This is a genomic window from Nocardiopsis sp. KDC1DS13DA1 (genome assembly GCF_055632325.1).
In genome coordinates, this window is sequence record NZ_JBVMUY010000003.1 from 1 (window position 1) to 26,135 (window position 26,135).

23 protein-coding genes are annotated in these 26,135 nt (G+C 72.2%); 9 read left to right on the forward strand and 14 right to left on the reverse strand.

Features of this window, described 5'->3' with window-relative positions; genetic code table 11:
• Positions 1 to 149: 149 nt before the first annotated feature.
• Positions 150 to 515, forward strand: a complete 366-nt coding sequence (locus tag ACTVAJ_RS00990) for a hypothetical protein (protein WP_470386079.1) — start codon at positions 150 to 152, stop codon at positions 513 to 515.
• Here ACTVAJ_RS00990 and ACTVAJ_RS00995 read toward each other — a convergent pair.
• The 4 genes from ACTVAJ_RS00995 to ACTVAJ_RS01010 form a co-directional block, all read right to left on the reverse strand.
• Positions 485 to 679, reverse strand: a complete 195-nt coding sequence (locus tag ACTVAJ_RS00995; protein WP_470386080.1) for a hypothetical protein — start codon at positions 677 to 679, stop codon at positions 485 to 487. The genes ACTVAJ_RS00990 and ACTVAJ_RS00995 overlap by 31 nt on opposite strands.
• Positions 680 to 794: 115 nt before the next feature.
• Entirely contained in the window at positions 795 to 1,412 is a 618-nt protein-coding gene (locus ACTVAJ_RS01000) for an MBL fold metallo-hydrolase (protein ID WP_470386081.1), read from the reverse strand.
• Positions 1,413 to 1,527: 115 nt separating this feature from the next.
• Positions 1,528 to 2,520, reverse strand: a complete 993-nt coding sequence (locus ACTVAJ_RS01005; RefSeq protein ID WP_470386082.1) for an adenylate/guanylate cyclase domain-containing protein — start codon at positions 2,518 to 2,520, stop codon at positions 1,528 to 1,530.
• A 220-nt stretch (positions 2,521 to 2,740) separates the two neighbouring features.
• Positions 2,741 to 3,604, reverse strand: coding sequence for a biotin--[acetyl-CoA-carboxylase] ligase (locus ACTVAJ_RS01010; RefSeq protein WP_470386083.1), 864 nt, complete (start codon positions 3,602 to 3,604; stop codon positions 2,741 to 2,743).
• 116 nt (positions 3,605 to 3,720) lie between these two features.
• Here ACTVAJ_RS01010 and ACTVAJ_RS01015 point away from each other — a divergent pair, with 116 nt between their 5' ends.
• Complete coding sequence (locus ACTVAJ_RS01015; protein ID WP_470386084.1) at positions 3,721 to 3,972, forward strand: hypothetical protein; 252 nt, start codon at positions 3,721 to 3,723, stop codon at positions 3,970 to 3,972.
• 71 nt (positions 3,973 to 4,043) lie between these two features.
• Here ACTVAJ_RS01015 and ACTVAJ_RS01020 read toward each other — a convergent pair whose 3' ends face one another.
• Positions 4,044 to 6,689 (reverse strand): phosphoenolpyruvate carboxylase, encoded by a 2,646-nt coding sequence (locus ACTVAJ_RS01020; RefSeq protein WP_470386085.1) that lies wholly within the window; start codon positions 6,687 to 6,689, stop codon positions 4,044 to 4,046.
• Between the two features lie 252 nt (positions 6,690 to 6,941).
• Between ACTVAJ_RS01020 and ACTVAJ_RS01025 the strand changes: the two genes are divergently transcribed.
• From ACTVAJ_RS01025 to ACTVAJ_RS01035, 3 genes are all read left to right on the forward strand, one after another.
• Positions 6,942 to 8,552 carry an acyl-CoA carboxylase subunit beta gene (locus ACTVAJ_RS01025; RefSeq protein ID WP_470386086.1) on the forward strand — a complete coding sequence of 537 codons (1,611 nt, stop codon included), beginning with the start codon at positions 6,942 to 6,944 and terminating at the stop codon, positions 8,550 to 8,552.
• Entirely contained in the window at positions 8,549 to 8,779 is a 231-nt protein-coding gene (locus tag ACTVAJ_RS01030; protein ID WP_470386087.1) for an acyl-CoA carboxylase subunit epsilon, read from the forward strand. The genes ACTVAJ_RS01025 and ACTVAJ_RS01030 overlap by 4 nt, the downstream gene beginning before the upstream one ends.
• 81 nt (positions 8,780 to 8,860) lie before the next feature.
• Positions 8,861 to 10,630 carry an acetyl/propionyl/methylcrotonyl-CoA carboxylase subunit alpha gene (locus tag ACTVAJ_RS01035; RefSeq protein WP_470386088.1) on the forward strand — a complete coding sequence of 590 codons (1,770 nt, stop codon included), beginning with the start codon at positions 8,861 to 8,863 and terminating at the stop codon, positions 10,628 to 10,630.
• Between the two features lie 70 nt (positions 10,631 to 10,700).
• Here ACTVAJ_RS01035 and ACTVAJ_RS01040 read toward each other — a convergent pair whose 3' ends face one another.
• Positions 10,701 to 11,360 carry a Uma2 family endonuclease gene (locus tag ACTVAJ_RS01040; protein ID WP_470386238.1) on the reverse strand — a complete coding sequence of 220 codons (660 nt, stop codon included), beginning with the start codon at positions 11,358 to 11,360 and terminating at the stop codon, positions 10,701 to 10,703.
• A gap of 422 nt (positions 11,361 to 11,782) precedes the next feature.
• Between ACTVAJ_RS01040 and ACTVAJ_RS01045 the strand changes: the two genes are divergently transcribed.
• Both ACTVAJ_RS01045 and ACTVAJ_RS01050 read left to right on the forward strand, forming a co-directional pair.
• A complete protein-coding gene (locus tag ACTVAJ_RS01045) occupies positions 11,783 to 13,228 on the forward strand; it encodes a dicarboxylate/amino acid:cation symporter (protein WP_470386089.1) in 1,446 nt (481 codons plus the stop codon).
• A gap of 156 nt (positions 13,229 to 13,384) precedes the next feature.
• Entirely contained in the window at positions 13,385 to 14,668 is a 1,284-nt protein-coding gene (locus tag ACTVAJ_RS01050; RefSeq protein ID WP_470386090.1) for a chemotaxis protein CheA, read from the forward strand.
• 113 nt (positions 14,669 to 14,781) lie between these two features.
• On the opposite strand, the gene ACTVAJ_RS01055 is transcribed toward ACTVAJ_RS01050, so the two are convergent.
• The 3 genes from ACTVAJ_RS01055 to ACTVAJ_RS01065 form a co-directional block, all read right to left on the reverse strand.
• The gene (locus ACTVAJ_RS01055; RefSeq protein WP_470386091.1) at positions 14,782 to 15,426 is read right to left on the reverse strand and encodes an AAA family ATPase; all 645 of its coding nucleotides are present in this window, start codon (positions 15,424 to 15,426) and stop codon (positions 14,782 to 14,784) included.
• A 7-nt stretch (positions 15,427 to 15,433) separates the two neighbouring features.
• Positions 15,434 to 15,805 (reverse strand): TFIIB-type zinc ribbon-containing protein, encoded by a 372-nt coding sequence (locus tag ACTVAJ_RS01060; RefSeq protein WP_470386092.1) that lies wholly within the window; start codon positions 15,803 to 15,805, stop codon positions 15,434 to 15,436.
• A 193-nt stretch (positions 15,806 to 15,998) separates the two neighbouring features.
• On the reverse strand, positions 15,999 to 17,381 hold the full coding sequence (locus ACTVAJ_RS01065; RefSeq protein ID WP_470386093.1) for an NAD(P)H-quinone dehydrogenase: 1,383 nt from the start codon (positions 17,379 to 17,381) through the stop codon (positions 15,999 to 16,001).
• A gap of 393 nt (positions 17,382 to 17,774) precedes the next feature.
• Between ACTVAJ_RS01065 and ACTVAJ_RS01070 the strand changes: the two genes are divergently transcribed.
• Positions 17,775 to 18,599: a purine-nucleoside phosphorylase gene (locus ACTVAJ_RS01070; protein WP_470386094.1), complete on the forward strand. Its 825-nt coding sequence runs from the start codon at positions 17,775 to 17,777 to the stop codon at positions 18,597 to 18,599.
• 642 nt (positions 18,600 to 19,241) lie between these two features.
• On the opposite strand, the gene ACTVAJ_RS01075 is transcribed toward ACTVAJ_RS01070, so the two are convergent.
• The 5 genes from ACTVAJ_RS01075 to ACTVAJ_RS01095 all read right to left on the reverse strand — a co-directional run bounded on the left by ACTVAJ_RS01075 (position 19,242) and on the right by ACTVAJ_RS01095 (position 24,801).
• Positions 19,242 to 19,874, reverse strand: coding sequence for a PH domain-containing protein (locus ACTVAJ_RS01075; protein ID WP_470386095.1), 633 nt, complete (start codon positions 19,872 to 19,874; stop codon positions 19,242 to 19,244).
• Positions 19,874 to 20,971: an adenosine deaminase gene (locus tag ACTVAJ_RS01080; RefSeq protein WP_470386096.1), complete on the reverse strand. Its 1,098-nt coding sequence runs from the start codon at positions 20,969 to 20,971 to the stop codon at positions 19,874 to 19,876. Before ACTVAJ_RS01080 ends, ACTVAJ_RS01075 begins: the two co-directional genes overlap by 1 nt.
• Before the next feature lie 117 nt (positions 20,972 to 21,088).
• A complete protein-coding gene (locus tag ACTVAJ_RS01085) occupies positions 21,089 to 22,327 on the reverse strand; it encodes an amidohydrolase (protein WP_470386097.1) in 1,239 nt (412 codons plus the stop codon).
• 25 nt (positions 22,328 to 22,352) lie between these two features.
• Positions 22,353 to 23,525: a glutamate--cysteine ligase gene (locus ACTVAJ_RS01090; protein WP_470386098.1), complete on the reverse strand. Its 1,173-nt coding sequence runs from the start codon at positions 23,523 to 23,525 to the stop codon at positions 22,353 to 22,355.
• Between the two features lie 160 nt (positions 23,526 to 23,685).
• The gene (locus ACTVAJ_RS01095; RefSeq protein ID WP_470386099.1) at positions 23,686 to 24,801 is read right to left on the reverse strand and encodes a YihY/virulence factor BrkB family protein; all 1,116 of its coding nucleotides are present in this window, start codon (positions 24,799 to 24,801) and stop codon (positions 23,686 to 23,688) included.
• A 137-nt stretch (positions 24,802 to 24,938) separates the two neighbouring features.
• Here ACTVAJ_RS01095 and ACTVAJ_RS01100 point away from each other — a divergent pair, with 137 nt between their 5' ends.
• The gene (locus tag ACTVAJ_RS01100; protein WP_470386100.1) at positions 24,939 to 26,060 is read left to right on the forward strand and encodes a galactokinase family protein; all 1,122 of its coding nucleotides are present in this window, start codon (positions 24,939 to 24,941) and stop codon (positions 26,058 to 26,060) included.
• The last annotated feature ends 75 nt before the right edge of the window (positions 26,061 to 26,135 follow it).

Consider the following 26,135-nt stretch of genomic DNA (forward strand, 5'->3'; position numbering starts at 1 on the left):
TCACGTCGCTGCCGCGGATCCGGTCCGAGCGTCCGGCGTTCGACCTGAACCACCCCCATGCGGCGGGGACGGGTACGACCGAGCCGGTGGACGGGTGAGGGCTCCGGGAACCGGTTCGCCCCGTACGGCACCACGGAGGGGATCGTGACATGTGCCAGGAACCTCGCCGGAACCCGGGGGCGCACCGGGGGCGCACCCGTGCCCTGGTGGTCTGCCCGCTCCTCCTGACCGTGGCCGGATCGATGATGATGTGGGCCTGGGCCCGCGAAGCGGGTTTCGCCATCGCGGGCGGGGCCCTGTTCGTGGCCGTCGTAGTGGTCTGCCTCCTCGCCGACCGCCGTGGTCGGCTCGAACTGTTCGGCGGGCCATGGGACGGGGCCCGCATACCTCGGAGCGAGGTTCGGCGCGGACACGAGGGCGTGGTTCTGGACACCCACGACGGTGGCCGTGCCCGTTATGCGCCGGGAGGCTTCGGGGGCCTCCGTTACCAGGGACAGGTCGCCGAGGACGGCTGAGGGGGTTTCCGCCGGGCATACGCACCGGACCAGCGCACGTCGACCATGAAGGCGCCGCCCGGCGGAGCCCCGGCGGCCAGGGCCACCAGCGGCAGGGCCATACGCCCGAACCAGCGTTCCGGCAGGGCCCGGACCACGGCACCGGTGAGGGCCAGAGCGCTCATGGCGATCCCGGCGAGGGCGATCCACCACGGCGTCGGCGTGCGGCGACGCCACCGGCCTCCCCGCGCTCCGGAAGCATCCCCGCACCCGGCACGTCCGCCACGGGTTCCGGCGGCCTCAGAAACCCCGTCTGGCCCACTCGTCCAGGTGCTCGGCGGCCTCGGCGACGGTGGTCGACTCACCGTGCCCGGGGTGCACGACGGTCTCCGGCGGAAGGTCGACCAGATGGTCGCGGATGGACGCGATGATCGTGGGGAAGTCCGAGAACGGCTGCCCCGTGGCACCGGGGCCGCCGGGGAACAGCGTGTCCCCGCTGAACAGCGTGCCGATCTCCGGCGCGTACAGGCAGACCCCGCCGGGCGTGTGCCCCGGGGTGTGCAGGACGCGCAGCTCCACTCCCCCGGCGACGAGGGTCTCCCCGTGCAGGAGCGGGGCGTCCGGCTCGCGGTTCGGGTACACCTGGTGCCACAGCTCGGCGTCGTCGGGGTGCAGCAGGATCGGGGTGTCGGTGAGGTCGGCCAGGGCGACCGCCGCGTTCACGTGGTCGCTGTGCCCGTGGGTGCACACGATGGCCATGAGTTCGCGGTCGCCCAGCCCCCGGGCGATGCGCTCGTGGTCGTGGGCGGCGTCGATCACGACGGCGGTGTCGGCGTCGCCGACGATCCACACGTTGTTCTCGACGTCGAACTCGCCGCCCTCCAGGCTGAAGATGCCGGAGGTGCGCAGTCTCTCCACGGGGGGAGGGGCACTCGACAAGGCTCACATCCTGTCTGCGTCGCGGTCCGGCTCTGCCTCTGGCAGCCTATCCCTCCGGTCCGGTCGCACAGCCGGCGTTCGCGGGTCCGGGCCGTCAGTGGCCGCCGGGCTCGAAGTCGCGGCGCAGGGTGTAGGGCTGGATGAGGCCGAGGCCGTGCGCGTGGCGGGCTCTCACCTTCACCACCTGGAGCCCCTCCTCCCCCGTGAGGCTCTCGGCGAGGTTGTCGTCGATGAGGACGGTGCCGGGGCGGGCGAAGGAGGTCAGGCGGCTGGACCGGTTGACCGTCGTGCCGAACACGTCGCCGTGCAGGGTGAGGACGGGGCCGTAGGCCACGCCGACCCGGACGTCGGGGACCTCCACGTGGGTCTTGACGCCGGAGGCCAGGCGCAGGGCGATGTCGGCGGCCTCGCGCGGGGAGTCGGCGACGTAGAGCACCTCGTCGCCGAGGGTCTTGACCACGCGCCCGCCGCCGGAGGCGACGATGTCGGCGGCGGTGGCCTCGAAGCCCTCGACCACCTCGGCCAGTTCGACCTCGTCCAGTTCGCGGCTGAGGGTGGTGAAGGAGACCAGGTCCGCGAAGCCGACGATGAGCGGGTAGTAGTTGGGGACGATGTCGTTGTTGCTGGACATCACCGCCAGGGTGCGCGCGGTGGACGCGGCCAGCTGGCGCCGCCAGATGTGCAGCAGGAGCCGCTCCACGTCGGGTAGGAGCTCCTTGACCTGGTTCATCAGCGGGCTGGCGGCGGAGTCGTCGCCGTCCTTGAAGATGAGCGTGCTGAGGATGCTCGTCTGCCAGTCGGCGAGGCGGGCCATGGTCTGGCCCATCGCGCGGGCGAAGCGGACGACGCCCTCCTCGTCCAGGACGCCCTCGGCCAGGAGGGAGTTGGCGATGCGCAGGGCCTCGACGTCGCTCTCGGCGAAGACGACGGAGTCCTCGCCCTGGGTGGGGAAGCCGAGGGCGCGCCAGACGCGGCCCGCGAGTTCGGGGTCGGCTCCGGAGAGCTCGACCGCCTGTTCCCTGGTGTAGACCGGTTCACCGCCGAGCAGGGCGGACTCGATCGCTTTCGGGTCGGGACGCGACGGCATACGTTCTCTCTCAGACCATCCCCGCGTGTACGGGGAACCAGCACTTCGCCACTGGGCCGACGGTGCGGCGCTCGGTTCGTTCCGGCGGTTCCTCTCCAGCTTACGCCCGGAGTCCCGGCCGGCCAGGGCCAGGCGGGGCCCGGTCCCGGCCGTCGGGAGGCGGACTGCACCGACAACGTTCCGCGCCCCCGTCGCGTTCCCGGCAGGTGGGACCACGTGGTCAGGATCCGGGCCGGACGTGGACGACGTCGCCCGCGCTGAGCCGCCGCGGGCCCCCCGGCGCCTCCACCACGAGCCTGGCGTGGGCGTCGACGCCGGTCGCCGTGCCCTCCAGCAGTTCCTCGCCGGGCAGGTGGACGCGCACCCTGCGCCCCACGGTGACGCACATGCCCCGGTAGGCGTCGGCCAGCCCACTGGCCTCGGCGTCACCGTCGGCGGCCGACCACACGGTGTACAGCTCCTCGAACCCGCCCAGGACGGCGGCGAGCAGCGCGGAGCGGTCCAGGTCCGCGGCGCCCTCACCGCGCAGGGAGACGGCGGTGTCCACGGGAAGTTCGGCGCGGGTTTGGGAGACGTTCACGCCCATGCCGACGACCACGGCCGGGGAGTCGGGGTCGGAGAAGTCGGCCTCGGAGAGGATGCCCGCCAGCTTGCCGTCGGCGCCCGCCGCCTCGGCGCGGACCTCGGCGGGGACGATGACGTCGTTGGGCCACTTCAGGGCGGCCCGGACCCCGGTGGTCCGGCGGACCGCGTCGACCGCGGCCACCCCCATGAGCATCGACAGCCAGCCGAGGGTGTCCGCGGGGACGGTGATGCGCAGGAGGACGGAGAAGGTGAGCGCGGCGCGGTCGGGGGTGGTGAAACCGCGGCCGAGACGGCCGCGCCCGGCGGTCTGGTGCTCGGTGGCCAGCACGCTGCCGTGCGGCGCCCCCGCCCTGGCGCGCGCGATCAGCTCGGTGTTGGTGGATCCCACGGCGGGGAGCACGTCGACGCCGTGCCACATCCCTCCGGTGCGGGCCAGGGAGGCGTTGAGTGCCGCCGGGTCGAGCGGCGGGCGCGGGGCGTCGTCGGTGTCATGGGACATGCGCCCATTACAGCAGCGCCGGAACCGCTGTGGAAAACCCCGCGCTGTGGAGGACCACCGGTCACCCTGGAACCAGCACATCGGTGATGACGCGTTGCCACGTTCAGCTACCGGAGGTGGCGCGACAGACGAGTAGCGCGGAAGAGGACCGCAAGGCCGAGCTGTGGGGCCACGCGCACGCCCGGGTTCCCCCGTACCCGTCGGTGGACCGTTGGGACCCGCAGACGGGCAGGGGCGAGGTCACCCTCTCCTCCGAGCCCGAGGGCGGCCGGTACACCTCGGCGACGAAGGTCCCCCCCCCCGGTAAGGAGATCCACCTCCCCGAGCCGTTCGGCGTCATGCTGGACACCTCGGGGTTCCCGGCCTGACCCCCGGGCACGAACGACCGCGCCCCCGCACCCGGGTCCAGGGTGCGGGGGCGCGTCGCGTCCGCCGGCGGTCAGCCGGTGTTCTGGAGCCCGGCGGCCACACCGTTGACCGAGAGCAGCAGCAGCCGCTCCAGGTGCTGCTGGTCCTGCTCGGACAGGGAGTCCGACTCCTCGCCCCGCAGCGCCTCCAGCGCGCGCAGCTGGAGGTGGGACAGCGCGTCCACGTACGGGTTGCGCAGGTCCACCGCCCGCGAGAGCACCGCACGGTTCTCCAGCAGGCGGCTGTGCCCGGTCACCCTCAGCACCAGCTCACGCGTGCGGTCGTACTCGGCCAGCACCCGCTCGCTCAGCTCCGGCCGACCGCCCAGCGCCAGGTAGCGCTCGGCGATCGTCCGGTCGGTCTTGGCCATGCTCATCTCCGCGTTGTCCAGCAGGGAGGCGAACATCGGCCACTCGCGGTAGGCCCGCTGGAGCGCCGAGACGTCCTCGACCGCGGCCAGACCGGTGCCGAGCCCGTACCAGCCGGGCAGGTTGACGCGGGTCTGGGTCCAGGCGAACACCCACGGGATCGCGCGCAGGTCACCGAGGCCCTTGGCCTTGCCGCGGCGCGCGGGCCGCGAGCCCAGTCGCAGCTCGCCCAGCTCCTCCAGCGGGCTGACCCGGGAGAACCACAGCGCGAAGTCCTCGGTGTTGATCAGGTCCAGGTAGGTCTGCTGGGCCGCCGCGGCGATGGTGTCCGCGAACGGGCGGAACCGCTCGGCGGCGGAGCGCTCGCGCTCCTGGACGGCGTCGGTGGAGGCCATGAGGACGGCGTGGCCGACCTGTTCGATGTGGCGGCGGGCGATGTCGGGCTGTCCGTAGCGGGCGAAGATGACCTCGCCCTGCTCGGTCACCTTGAACCGGCCGCCGACCGAACCCGGTGCCTGCGCGAGCAGCGCCCGGCTGGCCGGACCGCCGCCGCGACCCAGGGAACCGCCGCGGCCGTGGAAGAGCGTCAGCCGCACGTCGTGCTCCCGCGCCCACGCCGCGAGCCGTGCCTGGGCGTCGTACAGCCGCAGCGTGGCGCTGACCGGTCCGACGTCCTTGGCCGAGTCGCTGTAGCCGAGCATGACCTCGATCCGCCGACCGGTCTCGTCGAGTCGGCGCCGGACCTGCGGCAGCTCCAGCATGCCGTCGAGGACGCCGGGTGAGGCGTCCAGGTCGGCGCCGGTCTCGAACAGCGGGATGACGTCCAGGACCGGCACCCGGTCGGCGGGCAGGGCGTAGGTGGCCAGCTCGTACACGGCCGCGATGTCCTCGGCCGAGCGCGTGAAGCTGACGATGTAGCGGCGGCAGGCCTCCACGCCGAAGCGCTCCTGGATCCAGGAGATCACCCGCAGGGTCGCCAGGACCTCCTCGGTGCGCTCGGAGGGGCGCTCCCCGGCCCGCAGCTCGGCCAGGGCGGCGGCGTGCACCTCGCTGTGCTGGCGGATCTCCAGTTCGGCCAGGTGGAAGCCGAAGGTCTCGGCCTGCCAGACGAGGTGCTGGAGCTCGCCGTAGGCCTGGCGGACGGCGCCGGCCTCGACCAGGGAGTCCTGGACGGTCCGCAGGTCGGCGAGGAAGTCGTCCGCGGTGGGGTAGGCCAGGTCGGCGTCGCGTTCGCGCGTGGCGCGCAGCCGGGCGGTGGCCATGAGCAGCATCTGGCGGTGCGGCTCGTTGGGCGAGCGCCCGGTGATGTCGGACATCAGCGTGGGCTGGCCCGCCCTGGCGGCGGAGAGCGCGTCCAGGAGTGCGGGGCTGGCCGGGGTGAGGTTGGAGTAGGCGGTCAGGGTGCGCGCCACGCGGTCACAGGACCGCTCCAGGCCGCGCAGCACGTGCTCGGACTGGATCCGGACGGCCTCGCGCGTCACCTCGTGGGTGACGAACGGGTTGCCGTCGCGGTCGCCGCCGATCCAGCTGCCGTAGCGGACGAACGGCGTCGCGCGCGGGGCCCGGACCCCGGTGCCCTCCGGGTCGATCGCGGTGTCCAGGGTCCGGTACACCTGCGGGATGACGTCGAAGATCGTCTCGTCGAACGCCGCGAGCGCGGTGCGCACCTCGTCGAGCGGGTCGAGCTTGGTGTAGCGCAGCTGGGACGTGCGCCAGAGCAGGTCGATCTCCTCCAGCAGGCGCCGGTGGGCCTCGGCTGCGGCGCTGCTGCCCTCGTGGGCGGCGTGCCAGGCGTCCAACTGGGCGCTGACGCGCAGGATGGACGTGGACACCGCACGCCTGCGGGCCTCGGTCGGGTGCGCGGTGAGCACGGGGTGGAACTCCATGCCCGCGACGAGGTCGGCCAGCCGCTCCTCTCCCCCGTCGGTCTCCCGGACGGCGCGCACGGCGGCGGCCAGGGACTCGTGGGGCGGGTGGGCGGCGTCGTCGCGCTCGCGCAGGGCGCGCATGCGCTGGTGCTCCTCGGCCAGGTTGGCGAGGTGGAAGTAGACGGTGAAGGCACGCGCGACCTGCTTGGCGCGCTCCAGGGGCCAGGCGGCGACGATCGCGGTGATCTCGTCGGTGGAGACCGCCCCGTCCCGCGCGCCGATCACGGCGTGCCTGAGCTTCTCGACGTCGGCGAGAAGGTCCTCGCCGCCGCTTTCGGCCAGGACCGTTCCGAGCATCTCGCCGAGCAGTTTGACGTCATTCCGGAGTTGCTCGGGAACTTCCTGCCGGGCACTGTCGCGTTCTGCGCTAACCGCTGTCATGGGGCCGAGACTACAGAGGACGTGCCTGCGCGGATGCGTTCGGGGGGTGGATTTCGTCGGTTTTGCCAGCGCGTTAACAATTGTGTGCTGCGGCGATGAATTCACATTCGGTCACGCGCCAATTCCGCCCGCCGGCCGGATTTCGGCGCCGCACGGGGGCGTGGCGCCCCTGCGGGCGGGTGGATGGTTACTGGCCAGTAACCCAAACCCGGATAGGTTCCTTGGACGTCCGAACGACTAGCCTGGGGTGTCATGGCCACAGAAGCCCCAGAACCGCTGTCCGCGGCTGAGATCGACATCCACACGACCGCGGGCAAGCTCGCCGACCTGCAGCGACGGCGCTACGAGGCCGTCCACGCCGGTTCGCAGCGAGCCGTTGAGAAACAGCACGCCAAGGGCAAGATGACCGCTCGCGAGCGGATCGACGCCCTCCTCGACCCGGGCTCGTTCGTGGAGTTCGACGCCCTGGCCCGACACCGCTCGACCAGCTTCGGGTTGGACCGCAACCGGCCCTACGGCGACGGCGTCGTCACCGGCCACGGAACGGTCGACGGCCGGCCCGTCGCCGTCTTCAGCCAGGACGTCACCGTCTTCGGCGGGTCCCTCGGCGAGGTCTACGGCGAGAAGATCACCAAGGTGCTCGACCACGCCCTCACCAACGGCTGCCCCGTCGTGGGCATCAACGAGGGCGGCGGCGCGCGCATCCAGGAGGGCGTCGTCTCGCTGGGCCTGTACGCGGAGATCTTCAAGCGCAACACCCACGCCTCCGGCGTCATCCCGCAGATCTCGCTCGTCATGGGCGCGGCGGCGGGCGGGCACGTCTACTCGCCCGCCCTCACCGACTTCGTCGTCATGGTCGACGAGACCTCCCAGATGTTCATCACCGGACCCGACGTCATCAAGACCGTCACCGGTGAGGACGTGTCCATGGAGGAGCTGGGCGGCGCCCGCACCCACAACACCAAGTCGGGTGTGGCGCACTACATGGGCGCCGACGAGCAGGACGCCATCGAGTACGTGCGCACGCTCCTGTCGCACCTGCCCGACAACAACCTGGAGGAGGCACCGGTTCTGCCTCCCGAGGAGGAGCCGGGCGACGAACCCGCCGAGACCGACCTGGCCCTGGACACCTTCATCCCGGACTCGGCCAACCAGCCCTACGACATGAAGCAGGTCGTCGAGGCGGTCCTCGACGACGGCGACTTCCTGGAGGTGCACGCCCAGTTCGCCACCAACATCGTGGTGGGCTTCGGCCGGGTCGACGGCCGCTCCGTGGGTGTGGTCGCCAACCAGCCGATGAGCTTCGCGGGCTGCCTGGACATCGACGCCTCGGAGAAGGCCGCCCGGTTCGTCCGCACCTGCGACGCCTTCAACGTCCCGGTCCTGACCTTCGTGGACGTGCCCGGATTCCTGCCCGGCACCGACCAGGAGTGGGACGGCATCATCCGGCGCGGCGCCAAGCTGCTCTACGCCTACGCCGAGGCCACCGTGCCGCTGATCACCGTGATCACGCGCAAGGCCTTCGGCGGCGCCTACGACGTCATGGGGTCCAAGCACCTGGGCGCCGACGTCAACCTGGCGTGGCCGACCGCGCAGATCGCCGTCATGGGCGCCCAGGGCGCCGTGAACATCCTGCACCGCCGCACGCTGGCCGAGGCCGACGACGTCGAGACCGAGCGCGCGCGGCTGGTCACGGAGTACGAGGACACGCTCCTCAACCCCTACTCGGCCGCCGAGCGCGGCTACGTGGACGGGGTGATCCTGCCCTCCGAGACCCGGGACCAGGTGACCAAGGCCCTGCAGGCCCTGCGGAACAAGCGCAAGCAGCTTCCGCCCAAGAAGCACGGGAACATCCCGCTGTGAGCGAACCGAAACTCCCGCCGCACGTGGTCGTGGTCCGCGGCACCCCCTCCGAGGAGGAGCTCGCGGCCCTCACCGCCGTGCTCAGCGCACGCGCGGCGGCACGACGCGCCACCGACACCGCCGAGGCGACGGAACCGGTCTCCGGATGGAGAGACCGCTCGCGGAACCTGCGCACCCAGGTCCCGCCGCGGCCCGGACCCGGTGCCTGGCGGCTCAGCACCAGGTGACCACGTCACCCCGATCCATAGACTTTCCGTTGAGCGGACGGCGCGCTCCCGCTCCGTGCCACAGCAGGAGGATTTCCCACCGTGCGTAAAGTTCTGATCGCCAACCGCGGCGAGATCGCCGTGCGTATCGCCCGCGCCTGCCGGGACGCCGGCCTGGCCAGCGTCGCCGTCTACGCCGAACCCGACCTGGACGCGCTGCACGTCAAGGTCGCCGACGAAGCCCACTCCCTGGGCGGCGCCACCCCCGCCGACTCCTACCTGGACATCGCCAAGCTGCTGGCCGTGGCCGCCGAGTCCGGCGCCGACGCCGTCCACCCCGGCTACGGGTTCCTGGCCGAGAACGCCGACTTCGCCCAGGCCGTCATCGACGCCGGGCTCACCTGGATCGGCCCGCCCCCCGCGGCGATCACCGCGCTGGGCGACAAGGTCCAGGCCCGCCACATCGCGCAGAAGGTCGGCGCCCCGCTGGTGGCGGGCACCCCCGACCCGGTCGACTCGGCCGCCGAGGTCGTGGCCTTCGCCAACGAGCACGGACTGCCCATCGCGATCAAGGCCGCGTTCGGCGGCGGCGGGCGCGGTCTCAAGGTCGCCCACGCCCTGGACGAGGTCGAGAACGCCTACGAGTCCGCGGTGCGCGAGGCGGTCACCGCGTTCGGACGCGGCGAGTGCTTCGTCGAGCGCTACCTGGACAAGCCGCGCCACGTGGAGACCCAGTGCCTGGCCGACTCCCACGGCAACGTCGTGGTGGTCTCCACCCGTGACTGCTCGCTCCAGCGCCGCCACCAGAAGCTGGTGGAGGAGGCCCCGGCCCCGTTCCTGTCCGCCGACCAGATGGACCGCCTCCACAGCGCCTCCAAGGCCATCCTCAAGGAGGCCGGGTACGTGGGCGCCGGGACCTGCGAGTTCCTGGTCGGGGTGGACGGCACCATCTCGTTCCTGGAGGTCAACACCCGTCTCCAGGTCGAGCACCCGGTCACCGAGGAGGTCACCGGTATCGACCTGGTGCGGGAGATGTTCCGCGTCGCCGACGGCGAGGAACTGGGCTACGGCGACCCCGAGGTGCGCGGGCACTCCTTCGAGTTCCGGATCAACGCCGAGGACGCCGGGCGGGGTTTCATGCCCGCCCCGGGCACCATCACCGAGCTGAACCTGCCCACCGGCCCCGGCGTGCGGGTGGACACCGGGTGCGAGGCCGGCTTCACCGTGCCGCAGGCGTTCGACTCGATGGTCGCCAAGCTCATCGTGACCGGCCGCACCCGGACCGAGGCGCTCCAGCGGTCCCGGCGGGCGCTGGCCGAGTTCACGGTGGGCGGGATGCCCACGGTGATCCCGTTCCACCAGGCGGTCGTGTCCGACCCGGCGTTCGCCCCCGCCGACCCGGACGAGGCGTTCGGGGTGTACACGCGGTGGATCGAGACCGAGTTCGTCAACACGATCGAGCCGTGGGCCGGTGAGCCCGGCACGGCCGATCCCGTCGAGCGCGAGACGGTGACCGTGGAGGTCGGCGGCAAGCGGATCGACGTCGTGCTGCCCGCCGGGCTGGGGTCGGCGGCGGTCGCGGGCCCGGGCGCGGGCGGCGCGAAGAGGAAGCGGTCCGCGCGCCGCGGCGGTGGCGGTTCGGCGGCTGCGAGCGGGGACGCGCTGGTGTCGCCGATGCAGGGCACGGTGGTCAAGCTGGTGGCCGAGGAGGGCCAACAGGTCGCCGAGGGCGACCCGGTGGTGGTCATCGAGGCGATGAAGATGGAGCAGCCGCTGAACGCGCACAGGTCGGGTGTGATCACCGGGCTGAGCCTGGCCGCGGGCGAGACCGTCGCCAACGGCGCCGTGGTCTGCGACATCAAGGACGCGTAGCGACCGCCGGACCACGCGTCAGGGGGGGAGGCACCGGAGCCGGTGCCTCCCCCCTTCGCGTTCGCTGTACCTACTTGTCGAACGACAGCCTCGCGAGATCGATGTCCAGCGGGCAGGGAGCAGCGACCTTCAGTCGCTCCCGGTGAACGCCGGTGTTCGTGTACCGCTTGTTCACCGGATCGAGCTCGTAGACATACACGACCGGGCCGCCGTCCTCTTTCTCCACCAGCCAGAAGTGGGGGATTCCGGCCTCGGCGTACAGCTCGGGCTTGCGCTCTCGGTCCCTCACCCCCGGCTCAGGGGACACCACCTCGACCGCCAACAGCACGTCCTCAGCCCCTACCCATGTTGCGTCCTCGTCCTGCGCGGCCTCCGCACGGATCAGCATGAGATCAGGTTCGGGACGCTGACGTTCTCCGAGTACGGCTGTCATCTCGCGCTCCACCTCAAGCTCCTCCGGAGCCTGCATCATCATCTGGAGCTCCAAGCGCCTGAGCATGCGCATGTGAAAGCGTTTCTGGGGGCTCACCAGTACCAGACTTCCGTCGATGAGTTCGGTATGCGGCGGAAGATCCGGGATTCGGTCGAGGTCATCAGCGGTGAAACCGTCCTGCGGGGGCATCGGAAGGGTCACCGTGTCGAACTCGGAGACCGGCCGCTCAGCCGCGGTTGGAACGGACATGTCGTCGCCTCCGGCCGTCGGATCGTTCTCGTCACCCACGGTAGCCATATCCGTCATCCCGTAACGGTTTTTCCCGAATCATCTCGCCCAGACCCAGCATCCGGAGTGCTCCTCACCACACGACCGCGCCCGCCGTGCGGCGGGACCCCCCACGGCACAGGCCCATCGGACGAACCCGCCCAGGATTCATCCCATGACACGTATGGAATAAGTAAGGGTTTGACGTTATTGTCCTTGATCGTGACGAACATCTGGGGACTGACGCGACGGTGGCACATCGACCTGTGCCGCCGCGGCTGTCACGCGTGTAGCTAGGTTCACGCGCGCCCGTCGAGGCGCGCGCCGCACACCCGCCCCGTGTGTCACCCCTTCCCGGTGATACCCCCATCCCTGCCCCGAAGCCGACCCGGCGGTCCCGACCGTGCCGTCGGACCCTCGGCTGTCATCGCCACCCTTCTGGAGTCACCTCCGTGTCCTCGCAGAGTGCCACCGCACGTTCGCGAAATCCGTTCGCACGCATCCCCTTCTCCGTCCAGGTCCTGGGCGGTCTGGTCCTCGGCCTCGCCCTCGGCGTCGTCGCCCTCCAGCTCGGTACCACCGGCGACGGTGAGCCGAACTGGCTCGCCACCACCCTCCAGACCGTCGGCTCGATCTTCGTGACGCTGCTGCGCACGATCGTCCCGCCGCTGATCGTCCTCGCGGTCATCTCCTCGATCGCCAACCTGCGCAACGTCGCCAACGCCGCCCGGCTGGCCTGGAAGACGCTGCTCTGGTTCGCCGTCACCGCCCTGGTCGCCGTCGCGATCGGCATCGGCCTCGGTCTGGTCTTCCGTCCGGGGCTCAACAGCGGCGTGGACGCCTCGACCGCCGCCGAGCCCTCCACGCAGGGCTCCTGGATCGCCTTCATCGAGAGCATCGTCCCGACCAACTTCCTCGGTCTGACGGCGAGCACCTCCGCGGCCGACGACGGCTCGCTGAGCACGTCGCTGTCGTTCAACGCGCTCCAGCTCATCGTGATCGCCGTGGTCCTGGGCATCGCGGCGGTGAAGGTCGGCAAGTCCGCCGAACCGTTCATCAACTTCACCTCCTCCGCCCTGGACGTCGTCCTCAAGGCCCTGTGGTGGGTCATCCGCCTCGCCCCGATCGGCACCGTCGGCCTGCTGGGCAACGCGGTCTACAGCTACGGCTGGACCACCATCGGCGCGCTCGGCAAGTTCTCCCTGGCGATCTACGTCGGCCTGGCGCTGGTGGTGTTCGTCGTCTACCCGGTGATCGCCCGCCTCAACGGCCTGTCCCCGGTCAAGTACTTCACCGGCGTCTGGCCCGCCGTCCAGCTCGGTTTCGTCTCCCGCTCCTCCATGGGCACCCTGCCCGTCACCCAGCGGGTCGCCGAGCAGAACCTCGGCGTGCCGCGCCACTACTCCGCGTTCGCCGTCCCGTTCGGCGCCACCACCAAGATGGACGGCTGCGCCGCGATCTACCCGGCGATCTCGGCGATCTTCGTCGCCCAGTTCTTCGGGATCAGCCTGGGCGTCACCGACTACCTGCTGATCGTGTTCGTCTCGGTGATCGGCTCGGCCGCCACCGCCGGAACCACCGGCGCGACCGTGATGCTCACCCTGACCCTGTCCACCGTGGGCCTGCCCCTGGAGGGCGTCGGCCTGCTGCTGGCGGTCGACCCGATCCTGGACATGGGCCGCACCGCCACCAACGTGGCCGGTCAGGCGTTCGTCCCGGCGATCGTCGCCAAGCGCGAGGGCATCCTCGACGTGGCCCGCTACCACGCTCCGCGCGGCGCCAGCGGCTTCGTCCCGCTGGACGGCGAGGCCGACCGGCCGGTCGGCGCGGAGGGCGCCGAGGCGGCCCCGGAGGCGGAGGACGAGGCCAGGGAGCCCGCCGCCACCGCCGAGCGCTGACCCGCCCGATCCCGCGGCGCACCGCGGCCCGCCGGAGACCCCTCCGGCGGGCCGCCCGGCGTTGTGGGGCCAAGGACACGGTGAGACCGTGGCCGTGGCGGGAACTGTGCGGACACCCCGTTCGTCCCTGCTAGTGACGGAGGCGAGAGGAACGACATGCTGCGCCGCTTGGTAACACCCACACTCCTGACCGCCGGGCTCGCGGCGGCGGTCGTGACCGCCTCGGCGATGCCCGCCGCGGCCGACACCACCCCCGAGCTGCCCGACACCCAGGACATCGTCGACGAGCTGGAGGGCGACGGTGTCTTCATCGACCCCAGCATCGACCAGATCCCCGGCGCCGACGAGTCCGCCCTGGAGGCGGTCGCGGCCGGGTCCGACGTGCCCGTCTACTACGTGATCCTGCCGACCGGGGCCGCCGGCTCCGACACCGGCCTGAACGCCGTCATGGAACCGGTGATGGCCGAGGTCGGCGACGGCGCCTACGGCATCCTGGCCGGCTCCGACACCTTCCGCGTCACCTCCCCGAACATCGAGGACACCGAGGCGGTCCGGCAGATCGCGCTCGACGAGGGCGCGGGGAACCAGATCGACACCCTGGCCGCCGTCCCCGACGCCGTCGAGCAGGCCGAGTCCGACGCCGCCGCAGGCGCGGGTTCCGCGGTCGTCCTGCTCGCCGTACTGGTCCTCGTCGCGGCGGCGGGCGGCTGGTTCGTCTACAACAGCCGCAAGCGGCGTGCGGCGCAGAAGGCCAAGGAGCTCGCCGAGATCCGGCAGATGGCCACCGAGGACGTCGTCCGGCTCGGTGAGGACGTCGCCCGGCTGGAGATCGACCTCACCGCCGTCGACGAGGCCACCCGCGCCGACTACACCCGTGCGATGGACTCCTACGACCAGGCCAAGAGCCTGCTCGACACCATCTCCGAACCCGACCAGGTCCGCATGGTCACCGGCGCCCTGGAGGACGGCCGCTACTACATGAGCGCCACCCGGGCGCGGATGAACGGTGACCCGGTGCCCGAGCGGCGCGGTCCCTGCTTCTTCAACCCGCAGCACGGACCGTCCTCCGAGGACGTCACCTGGGCCCCGCCCGGCGGTGCGCCCCGCTCGGTCACCGCCTGCCCCGCCTGCGCGCAGGCGGTGCGGACCGGCGGACAGCCGGACGTGCGCCTGGTCGAGGTCAACGGTGAGCGCCGCCCGTACTACGACGCGGGTCCGGCCTACTCCCCCTACGCCGGCGGCTACTTCGGTATGGACATGATGATGGGCATGTTCACCGGCATGATGATGGGCTCCATGATGGGGTCGATGCTGGGCGGCGGCATGATGGGCGCCGGTGACATGGGCGACGCCGGGGACTTCGGCGGAGGCGACGACTTCGGCGGGGACTTCGGGGGCGGGGACTTCGGCGGAGGCGACTTCGGCGGCTTCGACTTCTAGCGGGCGGTCCCCGGACACCCGCACAGGAACGCCGACGGCCCCGGGCGCGCGCCCGGGGCCGTCGGCGTTCTCCGGTCCGGTGGCCGTCACCGGGACGGCGGTGCCGCCCGGGGTCAGGCCGCCGCGCCGGAGCGCGCGTGCAGCTCCTCGACCCACCGGACCACGGCATCGGCGGTCCGCCCGGGTGCGGTGGCGGTGGTGTCGACGAGGGTCAGCGGCGGGTCGAGGCGGGGCCCCTCCCCCGCGACCCACGCGGCGTAGTCGAGCGTCTCGGCGATCCGCTCCTCGTCCCACTCGCGCCAGGCGGGACGTGCCCTCAGCCGTTCGGCGAGGACGTCCGGGTCGCAGGTCAGCGCCAGGTAGTGGATGTCGGTGAACAGGGCGCGCTCGGGGAGGGGCTCGAACTCCGGCGGGACCACGGTCCCGCACAGCACGACGGGCCGCCCGTTCTGCTGCACCATGGCGGCGGTGCGCAGCCACGTGGAGCGGAACAGGCGGTGGTGCCCGGCGGGGTCACGCAGGCCGCCCACCCACAGCAGGTCCTGTTCGAGCACGACGAAGCGGTCGCGGAGCCGTTCGAGCAGCAGCCCGGCGATGGTGGACTTCCCGGTGCCGCTCGGGCCCGACACGCAGTACAGCGGCAGGCGCGCGAACGGCCGGGTCAGCCCGCACGAGGCACAGCGCAGGACGGACTCGCCCGCGCTGGTGTCCGGGGTCTCGTTCCACTCCCCGCAGCGCGTACAGATCAGCGGATGCACGTGCGGCTCAGTCGAAGAGCTCTTCCAGGAAGCTCTTCCGGCGGCCGCGGTAGGGCTTGGGCGAGTCCCGGTACCCCCCGTAGCCGCGCGGCGAGTCCCGGTAGCCGCCGTAGCCGCGCGGGGAGTCGGGGTAACCGCCCTTGCGGTAACCCCGGGGCGGGGCCTGGGGATAGGGCTGCGGCGGGGTCTGGTGGTAACCGGGCTGGGGGGCGCTCGGGTCCGGCGGAGGCGGCGCCGCGTAGTGGCGCTGCTCGGCCGCGATGATGCTCTCCAGCTCACCCCGGTCCAGGAAGATGCCCTGGCAGACGTCACACCGGTCGATGTGGACGCCCTGTCGGTCGTAGGTACGCATGGGGCTCTGGCACTTGGGACAGATCACACCGCAGACACTACCCGCTCGGCCGTGAGATCGGCGTAAACGGGGGCGATCCGCGTACCCGCACCCGTGTCCCCGCCGTCCGTGCCGAACCGTTGCCCGGGGGCACTGATCCGCCCCGCCGGAGCGGGTCCGCCGTCGGCGTCCTTGGCCTGACGCCCGGCGGGCCCCTCCCGTCCCCGGTCGGGGACCGCCCCTACTCCGGGGAGGCCAGCATGAGCGAACGCGCCGCCTCGGTGACACTGCCCGACAGCGACGGGTACACGGCGAAGGTGTGCGCCAGGTCGTCGACGGTCAGACGCTGCTGGACGGCGACCGACACCGCGAGGATGAGCTCGCTGGCGCGCGGTCCCACGATGACGCCGCCCAGGACGATGCCCGTGTGCTGGCGGCAGATCAGCTTGACGAAGCCCTCCCTGACCTCGTTCATCTTGGCGCGCGGGTTGGTGTTGAGCGGCAGCGTCACCGACCGGCCGTCGATCCGGCCGCTGCGCACGTCGTCCTCGCTGGCGCCGACCGCGGCCAGCTCCGGGTGGGTGAACACGGTGGAGGCGACCGTGGACAGTTTCAGCGGGGAGACGGCCTCACCGAGCGCGTGCCACATGGCGATCCGGCCCTGCATGGCGGCGACGGAGGCCAGCATGTTGACGCCGGTGCAGTCGCCCGCCGCGTACACGCCGGGCACGGTGGTGCGGGAGACGCGGTCGACCTCGACGAACCCGCCCCGGCCCAGGCGGACGCCGGCCTCCTCCAGGCCCAGCCCCTCGGTGTTGGGGATCATGCCGACCGTCATCAGGCAGTGGCTGCCCTCGACCGTCCGCCCGTCGGTCAGGGTGACCAGGACGCCGTCGCCCGTGCGCACCACCGACTCGGCGCGGGTCTGGCTGAGGACGGTCATGCCGCGGCGCATGAACACGTCCTCCAGGACCTCGGCCGCGTCGGCGTCCTGGGTGGGCATGACGTGCTCGCGCGAGGAGACGAGGGTGACGTTGGAGCCGAGGCACTGGTAGGCGCTGGCGAACTCGGCGCCGGTGACACCGGACCCGACCACGATGAGCTTCTCGGGGAGCTCCGCCATGTCGTACAGGTGGCGCCAGGTGAGGATGCGTTCGCCGTCGGGCTTGGCGCTGGGCAGCTCGCGGGGGTGGGCTCCGGTGGCGATGAGGATGACGTCGGCGCGGATCCGCTGGTCGCCGACGGCCACGATGTGCGGGTCGACCAGGCGGGCCTCGCCGATGACGACCTCCACCCCCTCCTTGACCAGGCGGGCGCGGGTGTCGTCGGACTGGGCTCGGGCCAGCGCCTTGATGCGGGGGTTGATCCGCCCGGGGTCGACCTCGACCTCGGCCTTGCCGTCGTGGAGGTCGTGGACGTTGATGCCGAGGGCGTCCGCCTCGCGTACGTAGGTGGTCCGCGTGGAGGTGGCGATGAGGCTCTTGGAGGGTACGCAGTCGGTGAGGACGCAGGCGCCGCCGATGCCGTCGCGTTCCACCACGGTCACGTCCGCGCCGAGCTGCGCCGCGACCAGCGCCGCCTCATAGCCCCCGGGTCCGCCACCGATGATCACGACCTTCGTCACGCTGCTTCACTCCCTCTTCGGTTGGACCGCCGCGCCCGTTCCCGGTCCGGGGCGAAAATCGGGCATGGCAGGGCACCACCAGGTTTTTCGCTTGCCTCCATTGTCGTCCATCCCGGCCGGAGCAAACCGCAGGCGCCCCCGGTCAACCGGCTCCCGCGCCCTCCGTGGGCGGTCTCACGACGTGTGCGCCGCCCCACAGCGACGGAGAATGGGACGAACACCACTTCACGGCCGCGAACCGGCCGCGCCGGAGGGTGGCCCGGGGCGTTCCCGGTGTCACCGTGCGTCCCCGGCCCCGCCTCCCATCGGGGTGGACGCCCACCCATTCCGCCCGGCGGACACACTGCGTTGCGTTCCGGAACAATCCGACTACACAGCGGTAGCATCCGGCTTGTGAGTGAAACAGAGCAGTCGACCCAGACGACCGACGCAGCCAAGGACCTCGCGGCCGAGGCGGCGCGGGAGCTGTTGTCCCGCGCGGGCGCCGACAGCTTCGACGCACTGGTGGTGCTCGGGTCGGGGTGGGCGGGCGCGGTCGACACCCTGGGCGCCTCCGACATCGAGTTCGACGTCTCCGAGCTGCCCGGGTTCGTCTCCCCCACCGCCAAGGGGCACTCCAGCAAGGTCCGGAGCATGTGGGTGGGCGACAAGCGCGTGGTCGTGTTCATGGGGCGCGTCCACGAGTACGAGACCCACGACCCGATGCGGGCCACGCACGCGGTGCGCACCGGGCTGGCCGCCGGGGCGGGGATCGCGGTCCTGACCGGTTCGGCCGGGTCGCTGCGGGCCGACTTCGCACCGGGCCTGCCGGTCGTGGTGCGCGACCACATCAACCTGACCGCGCGCTCCCCGCTGGCCGGGGCGCGTTTCGTCGACCTGTCGGAGGCCTACAGCGCGAGGCTGCGGGAGATCATCCACGACGTGGACCCGTCGCTCGCGGAGGGGGTGTACGTCTCCACCGTGGGTCCGCAGCTGCAGACCCCCGCCGAACTGGCACTGCTCCGCCAGGCGGGGGCGGACGTGGTCGGGCGGTCGATCGCCCTGGAGACCATCGCGGCCGTGGACATGGGTGCGGAGGTGCTGGGCCTGGCGGTCGTCACCAACGACGCGATGGGCGCGGTACTGGAGCCCTTCGAGTCCGACCAGGCGCTGGAGGTCGTCACGCAGCGGTCCCGGCGGCTCGGCGAGCTGCTGCACCGGGTCATCGACCGGGCCTGAGGACGCGGCCTCCGGCGGGACGGACACGCGACGGGCCCGGAGGGCGCCTCCGACCGGAGGGGACCGCGCCGAAGGCGTCCGCCGAGGGGCAGAGGGTGGGGGGCGGGACCGTCGCCCGCCGGGAGAGGACGGGCTCCGGTGCCGCGCGGGATCCCCGCAGATCCCGTTGGACTCGCGACGCACCGGAGCGCCTCCTGACTCGCGCCACGGGAAGTTCGCCTGCCGCGGGCGAACCCGCGGGGCAATCCTGCTGGGGCTCCTCCGGCCGCACCGGGCGAGGCCGGTACCGGCGTGGCGAGCGTACACCCCGAGGCCTTGGGGTGGACGGCACCGACCGTGGTGCGGCCGGAGGTGGTGCTTCCCCGGTGCCCGCCCGCGCGGGATCCCCGCAGATCCCGTTGGACTCGCGAGGCGGACACCTCTACTTCCCGCTGTTCGGTTGAACCGCGCGCGGCGCCCTCGGGGGAGGAAACGGGCGGCTGGCCATCCGCGCGAAGCCCGACCGCCCGACGCTCTCCCTTAGGCATGCCTTACCTAACCAGATGCCGAGGGTCGCGTCAACCCCGGGGTGCACGACCAAGGACCCGGCCCCGCGACGTGCGGAAACCGGGTCCTACCAGGGTGTTCGTGGAGAGGCGCCGCTCAGGCCAGGACGAGCGCCCCCACGACGAACAGCACCGTCAGCGCGACGATGACGATCACCTCGACCGGCACCATCGCCTGCGGCTCGGCCTCCGCGCCCAGCGCGGCGGGACCCGCCTCGGCCACGTCCCGGATCGGACCGCTCAGGGGGCGGGCCTTGTACCGTTCGGCGTCCCTTCGCAGCTGGCCCGCGACCACGTCCACCGGACGCTGCCGGGAGGGGTCGGCGTCGTCGTCGGGCGCGTCGGCCAGCCCCGAGTCGCGACGGAGGTTCTCGCGGACCCTGGCGCGCTTCGTCTCGCGCAGCGGCCACGAGCGCACGATCCCGGTCGGCGTGTGCACGCGGAGCACGTCGGTCACGTCCACCCACACCACCGCGGCCCAGGGCACGAAGGTCTCCCGGACCGGGTTGACCACGCGCAGTCCGCGCGGGGTGGAGACCACGCGCGGGCGCAGCCACACCAGGTACACCCCGGCGATGCTCGCCACCAGCACGGCGGTCGCGACCCACCCCGAACGGCCCTCACCGCGCAGGAGCACGTCGACCAGCAGCAGGACGGCGATGACGACCCACACCAGCGCCAGGACCCGTGAGGAGGTCGAGGCGTGGGTGGTGGACTCCCCTCGGTCCATCAGACCGTCGCCCACTTCAACTGCGCGAAGCCGGGCTTGATGACGCCGTTGATCAGGGCCAGGCGCTCGTCGAAGGGCAGGAAGGCCGACTTCATGGCGTTGACCGTGAACCACTCCAGGTCGTCCCAGCCGTAGCCGAAGGCCTCGGAGAGCTTGGCGAACTCCTCCGAGAGGGTGACGCCGCTCTGGAGCCGGTTGTCGGTGTTGACCGTGACGCGGAACCGCAGGTCGTGCAGGAGCCGGATGGGGTGGTCGGCGATGGACTCGGCGGCACCGGTCTGGACGTTCGAGCTGGGGCACATCTCCAGCGGAACGCGCTTGTCCCGCACGTACTGGGCGAGCCGGCCCAGGCGCGGAACGCCGTTCTCGTTGGTGGTGATGTCGTCGATGATGCGCACACCGTGGCCCAGCCGGTCGCACCCGCACCACTGGAGGGCCTCCCAGATGGACGGCAGGCCGAACGCCTCGCCCGCGTGGATGGTGAAGTGGAAGTTCTCGCGGCGCAGGTACTCGAACGCGTCCAGGTGGCGGGTGGGCGGGTTGCCCGCCTCGGCTCCCGCGATGTCGAACCCCGACACCCCGGCGTCCCGGTAGCGCACGGCCAGCTCCGCGATCTCCGACGAGCGGGCCGCGTGCCGCATCGCGGTGACCAACTGCCCGGTGCGGATGCTGCGCCCCTGGTCGGCGGCGCGCTTCTCGCCCAGCTCCAGCCCCTCCTGGACGGCCTCGACGACCTCCTCCAGGGTCAGACCGGCCGCCAGGTGCTGCTCGGGGGCGTAGCGCTGCTCGGCGTAGACCACGCCGTCGGCGGCCAGGTCCTCGGCCGCCTCGGCGGCCACCCGCACGAGCGCGTCACGCGTCTGCATGACGGCGGTCGTGTGCGCGAAGGTCTCCAGGTAGCGCTCCAGGGAGCCGGAGTCGGAGGCCTCCCGGAACCACACGCCCAGTTCGGCGGGGTCGTACGTGGGCAGACCGGTGTAGCCGACCTCCCTCGCCAGTTCGACGATGGTGGACGGGCGCAGTCCGCCGTCGAGGTGGTCGTGCAGCAGGACCTTCGGCGCCCGCCGGATCTGCTCAACTGTGAGTGGGTGGTTCATACTTCTCAGAATGCCACCCGGGTCGCACACGGCCGCCCACGTCGGCGCCAAGTTTCCGAGAATCCGGCAGATCCGCCCCGGGGTCCCGAACGCGGCGGAGGAGCGGGAGAACACCGCTCAGGCGAGGGCCTCGTCGTCCACCCGCTCCCCGGCCCGGGCGGCGTTCCACAGCGCGGTCATCGCCGTGGTGACCATGAAGCGGGTCCCCGCGCTGATGGCGCGCTCGTCGACGTCGAAGGTCCCCCGGTGCAGGTCCAGCATGGGGCCGTCCCAGTCCGGCGAGTGGGTGCCCAGGCGCGCCAGCGCGCCGGGCACGTGCTCCAGGTACCAGGCGAAGTCCTCCCCGCCCAGGCTCTGCGGGGTGCTGGACACCGCCTCCGGGCCGAGCGCCAGGCCGACCGCCTCGCGCATGATCTCCACGCTCTCGGCCTCGTTGATGGTGGGCGGGACCCCACGGCGGTAGGTGACCTCGGCCTCGGCGCCGTAGACGGAGGCCACCGACTCGACCAGGCCCTTGACCACGTCCGGCGCCGCGTGCCAGGCCTCGTCGTCCAGGCAGCGCACGGTGCCCTCGGCGACGGCGTCGTCGGGGATGACGTTGGGCGCCGCCCCCGCGCTGATCCGCCCCCAGACCAGGCTGAAACCGGCGCGCGGGTCGACGAGCCGGGACAGCGCGGCGGGCAGTTCGGTGACCACCTTGCCCATGGCGTAGACGAGGTCGGAGGTCAGGTGCGGGCGCGCCGTGTGGCCGCCCGGCCCCGACAGCCGCACCATGATCTGGTCGCAGGCGGCGGTGATGCCGCCCACGCGCAGCCCGACCCGGCCCACCATCAGCCGGGGGTCGCAGTGCAGGGCGAAGATCCGGTCCACACCCTTCATCGCGCCGTCGTTGACCACCTCGACCGCGCCGCCGGGCAGTTCCTCGGCGGGTTGGAAGATCAGCCTGACCCGGCCCGGGAGGGCACCCGCGCGGTCCTGCTGGGCGAGGAAGACCGCCGACGCCAGCAGGACCGTGGTGTGTACGTCGTGTCCGCAGGCGTGGGCGGCGCCCGGAACGGTGGAGCGGTAGGGAACCCCCGACTTCTCGTCGGTGATCGGCAGAGCGTCGATGTCGGCCCTCAGCGCGACCAGGGGGCCCGGGCCCGAACCGATGTCGCACACCAGGCCGGTGCCCTGGGAGAGGACGCGCGGGCTCAGGCCCACCTCGCGCAGCCGCTCGGCGATCCGCCCCGTCGTGCGGTGCTCGGCGAAGGCGAGCTCGGGGTGCATGTGCAGGTCCCGGCGGAAGCCGGTGAACTCCCGCTCATGGCGCGCCAGAAAAGCGGTCAACTGTTCCGGCAGGTCACGTCCCTGCATGCGAGGGTCCCCTCTTCTTCGCGTATCAGCGCGCACCGGCTCCGTCGCCGACACTGACCTCTGCGCGGGTGGGGCCGCCCCGGAGCTCGGCGGCGAGCATGTCCACGACGTCGTCGAGCGATCCGCCCTCGGCGACGACCGCGCGCTGCCGTTCGTAGGAGGCACCCTTGTCCAGGATCTCGGAGACCAGGTCCAGGTCCTCGGCGCAGCCCAGGCGGGCCGCGACCGGTCGCAGCTCGCGGACCAGCTCGTACAGGTCGTCCCGGATGGGCACCGTGGTTCCGTGCCCGTCCGTGATCACACGAGCGTCGAGTCCGTAGCGGGTGGCCCGCCACTTGTTGTCGCTCACCAGCCAGGACGGCGGATTGGGCAGCCCGTACCCCCGGTCGAGCTGGTGGTCGAACAGCTCGACCAGGCTCTGGCAGAGCGCGGCGGCCATTCCCACCTCGCGCAGGGTGGGAATCCCGTCGAACATCCGGATCTCGATGGTGCCGAAATCCGGGTGCGGCCGGATGTCCCACCACACTTCCTTGATAGAGGCGATGGTACCCGCCCTCAGAAGCGTTTCGAGGTATTCCTCGAAAGCCGACCAGCCGGACAGGTTCGGCGGCGGCCCGGAGGTGGGAAGGGCGCCGAAGACAACGGAACGGGCGGACGCCAGACCCGTGTCGTGCCCACTCCAAAATGGGCTGGAAGCACTCAAAGCAAGAAAATGCGGGAGGAACTTCGCAAGGGCGTTCACCATGGGAATGGCCTTCTCCGGGCTGCGCACCCCCACGTGGACGTGGACCCCGCAGGTGAGGATGCGCCGGGCGAGCCACTGCATCTGCTCGACCAGCTCCCCGTAGCGCTCCCCGGGGCTGAGCGACTGGTCCCGCCAGTCGTCGATCGGGTGGGTTCCCGAGCAGGCCAGGGTGGCTCCGCGCGGTTCGAGAACCTCCCGCATCCGGTCGATGTTGCGGGCGAGGTCGCGTTTGGCGTCCTCGACCGTCTCGCAGATGCCGGTCACGACCTCCACCTGCGACTGCATCAGTTCGTGCCGGAGCGGGGGGACGTCCGCGCCCGCGCTGAGGTCCGGGAGTTCGGAAAGGAGTTCCTGCGCCTCCTGCCTCAGGTGTCGGGTGCCGCGGTCGACGAGCTGGAGTTCCCACTCCACGCCGAGCGTCGCGCGTTCGGACGACTTGAATGCGATTCCCATCTGCCCTCCGAGGGGGGTGGTCGCCGACGGTCTCATGGTCGGCGGTCGGTGCGCCCCGGTGAAACGGTCAACCGGGACAGAGGAGGACTACCCTGCCGACACCTCGCGCATACGGGAGGAGAACGGAGAGTGAGGTAATTTCCTCGTGCGTCAAGGAGGTTCATTCCCCGCCGGAATCGCGACTCCGCAGCGCCCACACCGCCGCCGCGGCCGCACCTCCGGCGCCGACCAGTGACAACGCGGCGGCCACCGCCCGCTGGGCGGCGCGCCGCCTCCGGGCGGCCGTCGGGGACTCCCGCGGGGCGGGGGCCCGCCGGGCCCAGTGGAGCCCGTTCTGCTCGGGCAGCGGCAGGGTCCCGGTGTAGGGGGGCGGCATCGGCAGCCACGTCGCCGTCCACGCCGCGCTGAACATCACCAGGCGCATCACCAGGTTGATCCACACGAGCAGCCCCACCAGGACGGCGAAGGAGGCGTACACGGGGTTGCTCAGGGTTCCGGCGAGCAGGACCGCGGCGGCGGCCTTGAGGACCTCGAAGCCGACCGCGCCGATCACCGCGCCGCGCCACATCGCCCGGGTGGGCCGCCCGCTCCCGGAGAGCAGGGAGAAGACCAGCACGAAGATGAGCGAGTTGGCGCCCACCGCGATGACCACGGCGAGCGCGCGCAGGGTGAGGTTGGCCGGTACGGAGCCGTCCAGGCCCACCAACGACAACAACCAGGTCGTGGCGGCCTGCGCGACGCTGGTGAAGGCGACCGTGAACAGCAGGGCCGCCCCCAGGCCGACCATGACGAGCAGGTCGCCGCCCTTGCGCACGAGGTACCCCGGCCCGTCCTTGACGCTCTTGAGCCAGATCGAGTGCAGCGCCTGGCGCAGCTCCGAGACCGCGTTCAACCCGGCGTAGAGCAGGCCGAGCACACCGATGAGCCCCGCGCCCACGCGCGCGCGGGCGACCTGCTCCATGGGCAGCTGTTCGGACAGGCCCGGCAGGGCCTCGTCCAGGGCCCGCTCCAGGTAGGAGCTCAGCTCCGGACCGCCCGCCGCGACGACGAAACCGAGCGCCGCGAAGGCGAGCGCGATCAGCGGGAAGAAGGACAGGAAGGTGAAGTACGTCACCGCGCCGGCCAGGAGGCCGCCGTTGCGGTCGGCGTAGCGCTCGTAGGCGCGGACCAGGTGGTCGACGCCCGGCCTCCTGCGGCGGAGCCCCCAGTAGGCGTCCATCGCCAGGTTCCGGTAGTGGCGGGCCGTGTCCCGGGCCCGGTCCAGCACTGCTGGCATGGTTCCCCTTCGCTCCCGTGGTGGACCGCAACCGTAACCAGACGGGCGGAAAGGGGAAACCCGCCACGCGAGATCCCGGACCGGCGGCGGACGGCAGACTTGTGGGTGGGTGTTCACCGAGTGAGAGAGGTTGTCAGGTGGGGGGTACGGGGGCACGGTGGCGTGCCGTGTTGGGGCTGCGTCCGGCGGGGCCTTGGGGGGACTGGCCGACAGCCGCCCCGGACGCCGACGCGCTGGCGGGGGCCTTCGCCGCCGCGTACGGCACGGCGGCGGAGGGCGTCTGGCACGCCCCGGGACGGGTGGCGCTCATGGGAGAGCACACGGCGGCCAGCGGCGGCGCCGCCCTGTACGCCGCCCTGCCCTGGGGTGTGACCGCCGCCGTCGGCCTGACCCCCGACGGCGGCGTGCGCGCGGCCACGCCGGACGGGCCGCTCAGGGCCCGTGAGAGCGCCGTACGGGCGATGGCCGGGGTGATCGACGAGGCCCGCCGGAGCGGCCTTCTCCGAGCCGGTCAGGGGGTGCGGGTGCTCCTGGGGTCGGATCTGCCCGAACGGGCGTCCCTGGGGCGCACGGCGGCTGTGCGGGCGGCGGTCGCGCTCGCCCTCGCCGACCTCGCGGGCGGCCCCCCGCCGGAGGGGTCCGACGCGGACCAGCGCGCGGTGCTCGCGGCGCGACCGGGGCACGTGGTCAGGGTGAACCTGCGGACCCTGCGGACCAGGGTGCTGCCGTTCGACCTGGCCGCGGAGGGGCTGCGGCTGCTGGTCGTCGACACCGGCGCCCTGCCGCGCCGCGACCCGGAGGCCGTGCACGCCGACGCGATCCGGTCCGCGCAGGAGGTCCTGGGGCCCCTCCGTTCCGTGGGCGACCTGCGTGCCGCCCTGCGGGAGCTGCCCGACCGGCGGCTGCGCCAGCGGGTCGAGTTCGAGGCCACGGAGACGCACCGGCTCAACGCGGCGGTCGGGTTGCTGCGCGCGGGCCGGGCCGGGGAGGTCGGTCCCGTCCTGGAGGCCTCGCACCTGTCCCTGCGCGGCTTCGGCCTGCCCCCGGAGGAGGTCGAACTCGCCGCGGAGACCGCCGCCCGCTCCGGTGCGCGCGGTGTGCGGATGACCGGCTGGGCGGGGACCGCCGTGGCGCTGGTGCGCGAGGAGCGGGCGGAGCGGGTCGCACGGGCCCTCACCCGGGCGTTCACCGACCGCGGCCGGGTCCCTCCCCGCGTCCGCGCCGCGCTCCCCGCGGCGGGCGCCCACCGGCTGCGCTGAACCGCCCCGCGCGCCGTCGGGTGCCGTCGGCGCCGGGACCGAGGGCGGCCCGGCGCTTTCGGAGTGAACCCCGCT

Coding starts and splice junctions, on each gene's coding strand:
- ACTVAJ_RS01085 (WP_470386097.1), bottom strand. CDS start 22,327: ATGCAGGGACGTGACCTGCCGGAACAGTTGACCGCTTTTCTGGCGCGC.
- ACTVAJ_RS01050 (WP_470386090.1), top strand. CDS start 13,385: ATGCTGCGCCGCTTGGTAACACCCACACTCCTGACCGCCGGGCTCGCG.
- ACTVAJ_RS01080 (WP_470386096.1), bottom strand. CDS start 20,971: ATGAACCACCCACTCACAGTTGAGCAGATCCGGCGGGCGCCGAAGGTC.
- ACTVAJ_RS01075 (WP_470386095.1), bottom strand. CDS start 19,874: ATGGACCGAGGGGAGTCCACCACCCACGCCTCGACCTCCTCACGGGTC.
- ACTVAJ_RS01040 (WP_470386238.1), bottom strand. CDS start 11,360: ATGGCTACCGTGGGTGACGAGAACGATCCGACGGCCGGAGGCGACGAC.
- ACTVAJ_RS00990 (WP_470386079.1), top strand. CDS start 150: ATGTGCCAGGAACCTCGCCGGAACCCGGGGGCGCACCGGGGGCGCACC.
- ACTVAJ_RS01095 (WP_470386099.1), bottom strand. CDS start 24,801: ATGCCAGCAGTGCTGGACCGGGCCCGGGACACGGCCCGCCACTACCGG.
- ACTVAJ_RS00995 (WP_470386080.1), bottom strand. CDS start 679: ATGAGCGCTCTGGCCCTCACCGGTGCCGTGGTCCGGGCCCTGCCGGAA.
- ACTVAJ_RS01025 (WP_470386086.1), top strand. CDS start 6,942: ATGGCCACAGAAGCCCCAGAACCGCTGTCCGCGGCTGAGATCGACATC.
- ACTVAJ_RS01010 (WP_470386083.1), bottom strand. CDS start 3,604: ATGTCCCATGACACCGACGACGCCCCGCGCCCGCCGCTCGACCCGGCG.
- ACTVAJ_RS01090 (WP_470386098.1), bottom strand. CDS start 23,525: ATGGGAATCGCATTCAAGTCGTCCGAACGCGCGACGCTCGGCGTGGAG.
- ACTVAJ_RS01005 (WP_470386082.1), bottom strand. CDS start 2,520: ATGCCGTCGCGTCCCGACCCGAAAGCGATCGAGTCCGCCCTGCTCGGC.
- ACTVAJ_RS01020 (WP_470386085.1), bottom strand. CDS start 6,689: ATGACAGCGGTTAGCGCAGAACGCGACAGTGCCCGGCAGGAAGTTCCC.